Source organism: Holdemanella sp. DFI.5.55 (genome assembly GCF_020593575.1).
Taxonomy (GTDB): domain Bacteria; phylum Bacillota_I; class Bacilli_A; order Erysipelotrichales; family Erysipelotrichaceae; genus Holdemanella; species Holdemanella hominis.
In genome coordinates, this window is record NZ_JAJDMK010000076.1 from 1 (window position 1) to 10,104 (window position 10,104).

Sequence of the window (10,104 nt, forward strand, 5' to 3'; positions counted from 1 at the left end):
GTATTTAACGCATTGGCTATATCCAATTACGTGGGGATTGAGTTCAATTGTTTATGTGTTTGATTTAAGAAAATATAAATTGTTTATGCCTAGAGCATAACTTTCATGAAATATAGGTTGTCATTTGAGTTGATTTTAGGTATTATAATATTGCAGAAGTGTTTTTCTGATTTTGGAGGTCTTACTTATGGTCTTAAGAAGATTTACCACAATTGATAGAGAAGAATTGCTTTTTTAAGCGTGCCTACTATAGGTGCGCTTTTTTGTTTTGAAAGGAAGGTCATTTATGGAAACAAAGCGTGTTTTAATTGTGATGGGTTCTCGTTCAGACTTACCTAGTATGGAAGGCTGCATGAAACAATTAGACGATTTTCAAGTTGGCTATGAAGTTCGTGTGTTAAGTGCTCACCGTACGCCGGAAGCGGTTTTGGAATTGTCAAAAACAGCGTGTGAACGTGGAATTCAGGTTATTATTGCGGCAGCTGGAGGAGCAGCACATTTAGCTGGAGTTTTAGCTAGCTCTACACCGTTGCCAGTTATTGGAATCCCTATTCAGACATCTGCTTTAGGTGGATTGGATTCATTATTATCGACAGTACAAATGCCTCAAGGTGTTCCTGTTGCGACTGTCGCAATTGGAAAATCAGGGGCAAGAAACGCAGCTATTTTAGCTTGCCAGATGATTGGGCTAAATGATAAGTCATTACAGGATAAAATTGTTGCGTTTAAAAAAGAACAAGCACAAAAAGTATTAGAACAGTCAATTGTTGAATAAGGAGAAAGAAATGGATACTCGTATTTTTGTTCATAAAAAAGAACAGTTTCAAGTTGAAAGTGAATCGTTAGCTGCTGAATTAAGACAATCTTTATCTTTAAAAGAAAATTTTGGTCTTACAAAATACAATTTATATGATATTTTTGATGCCGACGAAAATGATATTGAATTATTGAAGAAAAATGTTTGTAGCGAAGTTGTTACAGATGATGTATATGATTCTGTAGATTTAACAGGTAAATCATATTTGGCATATGAATTTTTGCCAGGTCAATATGATCAAAGAGCAGACAGTGCAATGCAATGTTTGATGCTTTTGAACAACAAACAAACAGTACGTATTCATTCAGGGACTTTATTAGTGTTCGCAAACCCAGTAGATGAAGAAACACTTAATAAAATTACACATTATATTGTTAACCCTGTTGAAGCGCGCGTTAAAGACCTTTCTGTATTAGTAGATGATCAGGACGTTGAAGTAAAAGATGTTCCTGTATTAGAAGGATTTACAACAAAGACGAAAGAAGAATTAGATTCTTTACGTCAGACTTTAGGGTTGGCCATGTCTCAAGCGGACATTGAGCATGTTCAACGTTATTTTGAAAAGGAAGAAAAAAGAGATTGCACAATGACTGAACTTCGTGTTCTAGACACATATTGGTCAGATCACTGCCGTCATACTACTTTTGAAACTGTATTAGATGATGTACATTTCCATTTGGATACATTGTCAGATGAGTTACAGGCTTCTTATGATAAATATTTAAAATTACGTCAGGAAGTTCATGGAAATCGTAAAGAAAAAACATTGATGGACATGGCTACTATCGCCGGCAAGTATCTTCGTAAACAAGGTAAACTTGATGATATGGAGATTACCGATGAAATCAATGCTTGCAGTGTAGAAATTACAGTGGATGTAGATGGAAAAGATGAACAATGGTTGTTGATGTTTAAAAATGAAACACATAATCACCCAACAGAAATTGAACCATTTGGTGGAGCAAGTACATGTATTGGTGGAGCTATTCGTGATCCATTATCAGGACGTAGCTATGTATATCAAGCTATGCGTATTACGGGGGCTGGAGATATCACAAAATCAATTAGTGAAACATTAGAGCACAAATTGCCTCAATCTAAGATTTCAAAAACCGCTGCTCAAGGTTATTCAAGTTATGGTAACCAAATTGGTTTGGCAACTACATTTGTAGATGAAATTTATGATGATGGCTATGTTGCGAAACGTATGGAAGTTGGTGCTGTTGTGGGTGTGGCTCCTAAATCACATGTTAAACGTGAAAAACCAGAAGCTGGCGATATTATCGTTATGATTGGTGGAGCTACTGGTCGTGATGGAATCGGTGGAGCTACAGGTTCTAGTAAAGAACATAATGAAACAAGTTTGGAAAAATGTTCAAGTGAGGTTCAAAAGGGGAATGCCTTGATTGAACGTAAATTACAGCGTTTATTTAGAAATCCTACTTGTACAAAATTAATTAAAAAGGCGAATGACTTTGGAGCAGGTGGAGTTAGTGTTGCCGTAGGTGAACTTGCAGATGGTTTGAATATCAACTTAGATGCAGTTCCAGTTAAATATCAAGGCTTAGATGGTACAGAATTAGCTATTAGTGAATCACAAGAGCGTATGGCTGTATGTATCGAGGCTAAGGATTTTGAAAAATTCAAAGAAGAAGCGTATAAAGAAAACTTAGAAGCTATCAAAGTTGCAGATGTAACAGATACAAATCGTTTAGTCATGAAATGGCGTGGGAAAACAATTGTTGATATGTCTCGTGCATTCTTGGATACGAACGGTGTTCGCCAGCACCAGATTGTTGATGTTTGCGAAAATGAATATGATGAACATCCATTTGATGCAGTAAACTCAGATTTAAATACAGTATTACAAGATGCGAATGTCGCAAGTCAAATTGGTTTGGCAGAAATGTTTGACGCTTCTATTGGTAAGAGTACAGTGTTGATGCCTTTTGGAGGTAAATATCAATTAACTCCTGAAGAAGGTTCTGTACAAAAATTGCCAGTGCATGGAATGACAAACACATGTTCGGTTATGACATATGGATATGATCCAAAAGTATCTAAATATTCTCCATATTTAGGTGCTAGTTATTCAGTTGTTGAAGCATTAGCTCGTATCACAGCATTGGGTGCTGACTATAAGAAGTGTCGTTTATCAAATCAGGAATATTTTGAACGTTTAGGTGCCGATGCACAAAAATGGGGACAACCATTTGAAGCTTTATTAGGTTTGATTGATGCTCAATTGGCATTTGAAACACCAAGTATTGGTGGAAAAGACTCTATGAGTGGAACGTATAAAGATATTCATGTACCTCCAACAGTTATTACATTTGCGGTAACTACAGCTAAAACAGATGATATTGTTTCGGCTTCATTTAAAAATCCCGGAGACTATGTATATTTGGTAAAGCATACGCCAGTTAAAAATAATGTTCCAAATTATGAACAATTAAAAGAAAATTTTGAAACGGTTCATAAATTAATGCAAGAAAAGAAAATTGTTGCGGCAAGCACAATTAAATTTGGTGGCCTAGGTGCAACTATTGCGAAAATGGCATTTGGATCTAAAGTTGGTGTTGCGATCAGCACAGAAGAAGATGTATATGGATTCAATTTGGGTTCAATGATCGTGGAAGCTACAGAAAGCATTCAAGATGAACATTTAGAATTGATTGGTATTTTAAATGATGATTCTAAGATTGTATTAAATGATGAAACTGTTGAAATTGAAGATGCATTAAAGGCTTGGACAAAGCGTTATAGTGAAATTTATCCAATGATCGTGGATGAAGGAAAAGATACTTTAGAAACTCCATTAAATGATGCAGAAGTACCAATGTCTAAGGTTGTTGTGGAAAAACCAAAAGTAATTATTCCTATTTTCCCTGGACAAAACTGTGAATTTGATACAACAGCTAAGTTTGAACGTGCTGGTGCAGAAGTTAAACAAATTGTATTTAATAACTTAACTGTAGAAAACATTCAAAAGAGTATCGAAACTTTAGCCAAAGAAATTAGTACAGCACAAATCTTAATGATTGTTGGTGGATTTAGTAGTGGTGATGAACCAGATGGTTCAGGTAAATTTATTGCGAATGTATTAAGAAATCCAAAGATTGCACAAGCAATTGATACAATGCGTGCAAATGATGGTTTGATTTTAGGTATCTGTAATGGATTCCAGGCATTGATCAAATCTGGATTATTGCCTTATGGTGATATTGAAAAATTGGATGCGGAAAATCCAACATTATTTAGAAATAATATCAATCGTCACGTTTCTCATATTGCACGTACTCGTATTACAAGTAATGCTTCTCCTTGGCTTGCAGGTATGAAAGCTGGAAGCGTATATTCAGTTGCTGTTAGTCATGGTGAAGGTAAATTTGTTGCGAGTGAAGAAGTATTAAATAAATTGATTGAAAATGGTCAGGTTGCAACACAATATGTAAATGAAAAGGGTGTTCCAACAATGGATGGAAAAGACAACTTGAATGGTTCAAGTATGGCAATCGAAGGTATCTTCTCTGAAGATGGAAAAATCTTTGGTAAGATGGGTCACAGTGAGCGTTATGAAAAAGGCTTGTTCCAGAATATTGCTGGAAATAAAGACCAGGATATTTTCGCAAATGGTGTTCGTTACTTTACACATAAGCAGGTGAAGTAGAATGACGATGCAAAAGGTAGTTCAAGATTCTTCTGGGATCGTAGGCTTGTTCAATGTAGAACAAGCCGCCCAGAACATCTATTTAGCAATGCATGCCATTCAGCATCGTGGACAAGATGGTGTTGGTGTGGCTGTTAGTGATAGAGAAAATGTTGTTTGTAAAAAGGGATTAGGATTATTATCTGAGAATTTAAAACAAGATACATTAAATTCTTTGGAGGGTGATATTGCGATTGGTCAACTTCGTATGGCCACAAAAAATGATTCTCAATTAGAAAATGTTCAGCCGATTATGGTGCGTAGTCACCAAAGATATTTTGCGGTTGTATCAAGTGGGATGATCACGAATGCGATTTCTTTAAGAACGAAATTAGAAAATGAAGGATTGATCTTTCAAGGAACAAGTGATTCAGAATTATTAGCACATTTGATTCAGTTGAATCCAGGTTCTTTTGAAGAAAAAATTGCGAAAGCTTGTCGTATGATGAGTGGTGCTTATACATTCATGGTTGTCACAAAAGACAGTTTGTACGTAGTAAGAGATCCTCATGGTATTCGCTCTTTATATATTGCCAAGGTAGATGAAGGATATTGTATCAGTAGCGAAACTTGTTCGTTCCCAATTCTTGGTGGAGAATTTATTCGTGAAGTAAATCCAGGTGAATTGATTTGTTTCAATTGCGAAGGTATGAAGTCTAGTCAAATTATTGAAGAAGCAGAAACGAAGGCTTGTGCTTTAGAGTATGTATATTATTCTAGACCGGATAGCGTTCATAATGGTTTAACGGTTCATGAAGTAAGAAAACAATGTGGTTATTATTTAGCTAAAGAAGAGAATATTGAAGCGGATATCGTTGTTGGTGTTCCTGATTCAGCTTTAAGTGCAGCTGCAAGTTTTGCCAGAACATTGAATGTACCATATGAAACGGGATTGATTAAAAACCGTTATATTGGTTCTACATTTATTCGTCCGACAGAACAACAAAGAATGCAAGGTATGCGTGTTCGTTTAAATGCGATCAGTTCGGTTGTTAAAGATAAAAGAGTTTATTTAATAGATGATAGTGTTGTGAAAGGTTTTACATCACGTCGAATTTGTCAATTATTAAAAGAGGCAGGCGCAAAAGAAGTGCATTTACGTATAGCTTCGCCAATGTTGAGATATCCTTGTTTATATGGAGCGGACTCAACGGCACAAAAAGATTTGGCGGCATTTAACTATACAGTAGATGATATGGAACAATTGTTCCAGGTGGATTCATTGCGTTTCTTAAGTGTTGAAAACTTTAAAAAGTGTGTGCCTGAAACAAGCTGTTTAGCTTGTTGTACAGGTGAATATCCAGAAGATTTACAAGATTATAAAGATGAGGTAAAGGAGTAGAGTATGGCAGAACATTATGCAGCAGCAGGCGTTAGTTTAGAGGCAGGATATAAATCTGTTGAATTGATTAAGGAGCATGTTAAGAAAACAATGCGCCCAGAAGTGTTAGGAGGACTTGGAGGTTTCTCTGGCGCTTTCTCATTATCTAAAATTAAAGATATGGAAGAGCCTGTATTACTTTCTGGTACAGATGGTTGTGGTACAAAAGTTAAACTTGCGATGGTTATGAATAAGCATGATACAATTGGAATTGATGCCGTTGCGATGTGTGTGAATGATATCGCATGTGCAGGTGGAGAACCACTGTTCTTCTTGGATTACATCGCATGTGGAAAGAATGTTCCAGAAAAAATTGCGGACATTGTGAAGGGTGTGTCTGAAGGTTGTTTACAATCTGAAGCTGCTTTGATTGGTGGAGAAACTGCAGAACATCCAGGTTTAATGCCAGAAGAAGATTATGATTTAGCAGGTTTTGCCGTTGGTGTATGCGATAAAAAAGATATGATTACTGGTAAGGATCTAAATGTAGGAGATGTCTTGATTGGACTTCCTTCAACAGGTGTTCACAGTAATGGTTTCTCATTGGTTCGTAATGTATTTGATATTACAGAAGAATCATTAAATACATATTATGATGAATTAGGTAAAACTTTAGGAGAGGCATTATTGGCTCCTACAAAAATTTATGTAAAAGCATTAAAACATATTAAAGCATCGGGGATTACATTAAAAGCTTGCAGCCACATCACAGGTGGTGGATTCTACGAAAACGTACCTCGTATGTTAAAAGAGGGTATGGGTGTTGAAATTGATACAAAGGCATTCCCAAAACCTCCAATTTTTGATTTGATTCAAAAAAATGGAGATATTTCTATGAAAGAAATGTACAACGTATTTAATATGGGACTTGGCTTTGTGATGGCTGTAGATCCAGCAGATGTTGAAAAAGTTCAAGCTGCCTTAAATGAAATCAATGAACCTAGCTATGTGGTTGGTAAAGTAACTGAAACAGGGCAGGTAGATGTCCAATGGTAAATATTGCGGTATTTGCGAGTGGTTCAGGTACTAACTTTGAAACAATCTTGTCACATATTGAAGATGGTTCTTTACATGTGAATTGTGCATGTTTGATTGCGGATAAAGAAAATGCGTATGCTAGAGTTCGTGCGCATAATCATGGAGTAGAAGAGTTTTATTTTAATCCAAAGGGATATGATGGTAAAGCGGGTTATGAAGCGGCAATCTTAGAGGTATTAAAAGAAAAAAAGGTTGATTTGATTGTGTTAAGTGGATATATGCGTTTTATTGGACACACTTTATTGAGTGCTTATCCAAATCGTATCATCAATTTACATCCGGCTTATTTACCTGAATTTCCAGGAGCTCATAGTATTGCAGATGCGTATGAGGCAAAAGTAGCACAAACTGGAGTTACAGTTCATTTCGTAGACGAAGGTGTAGATACAGGTCCTATTATTCGTCAAGAAAGAGTAGCAATCGACCCATCTTGGGATCTTGAAACATTAGAATCGCATGTACATGCGATGGAATATGATTTGTTCTGGCAAGTCATTGAACAAGTCGCAAAAAGTATAGAGGAGGAAAAATAATGAAGCGAGCATTAGTAAGTGTATCCGATAAAACTGGTTTAGTTGAATTTGTACAAGGATTAGTAGATTGTGGATATGAAATCATTTCTACTGGAGGAACAAAAAAAGCTCTTGAGGCAGCTGGAATTCATCCAATTGGAATCAGTGATGTGACTGGTTTTCCAGAAATTATGGATGGTCGTGTGAAAACTTTACATCCAAAAGTTCATGGTGCATTACTTTGTGTTCGTTCAAACCCAGATCATGTACGTCAATTACAAGAATTAGGAATTGAGTATATTGATTTGGTTTGTGTGAATCTATATCCTTTTAAAGAAACTGTATTAAAACCAGGTGTAACACACGAAGAAATTATTGAAAATATTGATATTGGTGGTCCAAGTATGCTTCGTAGTGCTTCTAAAAACTATCAAAGCATTCCGGTTCTTTGTGATCCAAAAGATTATGATAAAGTTCTTGAAGAAATTAGAGAAAACCAAGAAACAACATTGGAAACGCGTGAGCGTTTAGCTGCAAAAGTATTCCGTCATACAGCTCGCTATGATGCGATGATCGCAGATTATTTAACGAAGAAAACACATGAAGAATTCCCAGAAAGTATGACAATTACTTTTGATAAGGTTCAAGACTTGCGTTATGGTGAAAATCCTCATCAAAAGGCTGCTTTCTATAAAGGAATGAATCCTCAATATTCTTTGGCAAATGCGACTCAGCTTCATGGTAAAGAATTGTCTTACAACAATATTCAGGATGGAAATGCGGCTATTGAAATCTTAAAAGATTTTGAAGGTCAATATGCAGCTGTAGGTGTAAAACACATGAATCCATGTGGAGTTGGTATTGGTGAAAATATTGAAGCGGCTTGGGATAAAGCTTATGAAGCTGATTCAATTTCGATTTTTGGTGGTATCGTAGCGTTGAACGCAAAGGTTGAAAAGGGATTGGCAGAAAAATTATCTAAGATTTTCTTGGAAATCATTATTGCGCCAGACTTCTCTGACGAAGCGTTGGAAATCTTAACTCGTAAGAAAAATATTCGATTAATGAAATTAGATACTAGCTTATCTGTTTCAAGTGCGTTAAAATATACAAATGTTAATGATGGTCTATTGGTTCAAGAGATGGATCAGCATACAATTAATGAGGAAGATTTAACATGTGTGACAAACCGTAAACCTACAGAGGATGAAATCAAACAATTGTTGTTTGGTTGGAAAGTTGTTAAGCATGTAAAATCAAATGCGATTGTCTTGGTAAAAGATGATATGACAATTGGCGTTGGTGCAGGACAAATGAACCGTGTTGGTGCAGCTAAGATTGCGATTGAACAGGCTGGTGAAAAGGCGAAAGGTTCTGTATTGGCAAGTGACGCTTTCTTCCCAATGCCAGATACAGTTCAAGAAGCTATCAAAGCGGGTGTGACTGCAATCATTCAGCCGGGTGGATCTATTAAGGATCAACTTTCAATTGATGAATGTAATGAACATGGCATCGCAATGGTATTTACAGGGGTTCGTCATTTTAAACATTAATATATAAAAGAGTCTGTATAGACTCTTTTTCATAGTTTGGAAGGGTCTATCATGGATAAGAAAAACAAAATTATTATTATTTCTCTATTATCTGCATTATTAATTGTACTATGTGTATTTGCGGTTGAAATGAAGAACACTGAGAAAAAGGCATATCAGGGGATATCTGAAATCGGAGAAGATCAAAATACGGAAGTTGAAAATAAAGATAATAGTCAATTTATTGATATGTCTTTGGCAAAAGATATAGAAGCGTATTTTCAAGAGAATGGTATTGATCATGAAAAAGTAGCATACTGTATCACAGATTTAGAACATAACATTAAATATAGTATGAATGAGAAGGATGAGTTTATTGCAGCGAGTATTTATAAATTACCATTGGCAATGCTATATTATGATAAAATAAATGAGGGTGAGTATACATTAGATTCAACATTTACATATAGTGGATATATGCATGAGGGTGCAGGGGTTATTAGTTCGAATTATGGTATCGGTAGTCAAGTTCCTTTAAGTGATCTTTTAAATGATTTAATAATATACTCTGATAATGATGCGGGTCATATTTTATATGAAAATCTTGGTGGCTGGAAAGAATATAAGGAAGCAATGACAAAATATACAAATTCTATCAGCGAGAATTATTATACAATGGATAATGTTACAACGGTTAATACAATGAATGATGTGGTGACCTATTTATATGATCATAAAGAAGACTATAAAGTTTTGATTAAAAATATGGAAAAGGCAGAACCAGGTGAATATCTAGATAGGGATACACAATTGAGTATGCCTCAAAAGTATGGTATGTATGATTATGCTTTAAATAGTGTTGGTTTTGTAGAATGTAATACATCATATAGTATAGTTGTTTTAACGAGTTTAGGGGATAAAGGTGCCGATGTTATGGCAAATATCAATCGTATTGCTTATGAGCATTTTAAATAGAGTTGAAAGGCTCTATTTTTTGTTTTTAGATGTAAGCGTATACAGTAAAAAATATGAAAAAAAATAAAAAAACATTTGACGAAGTGAAAAGTATTTGGTAATATAGATGAGCACTGCTGAGGTGCAGATGATCTTTGAAA

The 10,104-nt window shown here is 35.5% G+C and carries 7 protein-coding genes; all 7 read left to right on the top strand.

Annotation, left to right across the window (positions count from 1 at the left end):
- Positions 1–286: 286 nt before the first annotated feature.
- From purE to LJE08_RS11580, 7 genes are read left to right on the top strand one after another with little or no spacing between them, the layout of a single operon-like run.
- Positions 287–775: a 5-(carboxyamino)imidazole ribonucleotide mutase gene (gene purE, locus LJE08_RS11550; RefSeq protein ID WP_117926472.1), complete on the top strand. Its 489-nt coding sequence runs from the start codon at positions 287–289 to the stop codon at positions 773–775.
- 10 nt (positions 776–785) lie between these two features.
- Positions 786–4,487 carry a phosphoribosylformylglycinamidine synthase gene (locus tag LJE08_RS11555; RefSeq protein ID WP_227403301.1) on the top strand — a complete coding sequence of 1,234 codons (3,702 nt, stop codon included), beginning with the start codon at positions 786–788 and terminating at the stop codon, positions 4,485–4,487.
- Position 4,488: 1 nt separating this feature from the next.
- Complete coding sequence (gene purF / locus LJE08_RS11560; protein WP_117926474.1) at positions 4,489–5,868, top strand: amidophosphoribosyltransferase; 1,380 nt, start codon at positions 4,489–4,491, stop codon at positions 5,866–5,868.
- A gap of 3 nt (positions 5,869–5,871) precedes the next feature.
- The gene (gene purM / locus LJE08_RS11565; RefSeq protein ID WP_186998552.1) at positions 5,872–6,903 is read left to right on the top strand and encodes a phosphoribosylformylglycinamidine cyclo-ligase; all 1,032 of its coding nucleotides are present in this window, start codon (positions 5,872–5,874) and stop codon (positions 6,901–6,903) included.
- Entirely contained in the window at positions 6,897–7,478 is a 582-nt protein-coding gene (gene purN, locus LJE08_RS11570) for a phosphoribosylglycinamide formyltransferase (RefSeq protein WP_117926476.1), read from the top strand. The genes purM and purN overlap by 7 nt, the downstream gene beginning before the upstream one ends.
- Complete coding sequence (gene purH, locus LJE08_RS11575) at positions 7,478–9,010, top strand: bifunctional phosphoribosylaminoimidazolecarboxamide formyltransferase/IMP cyclohydrolase (protein WP_227403302.1); 1,533 nt, start codon at positions 7,478–7,480, stop codon at positions 9,008–9,010. The genes purN and purH overlap by 1 nt, the downstream gene beginning before the upstream one ends.
- Before the next feature lie 51 nt (positions 9,011–9,061).
- On the top strand, positions 9,062–9,964 hold the full coding sequence (locus LJE08_RS11580; RefSeq protein WP_117926478.1) for a serine hydrolase: 903 nt from the start codon (positions 9,062–9,064) through the stop codon (positions 9,962–9,964).
- Positions 9,965–10,104: the final 140 nt, after the last annotated feature.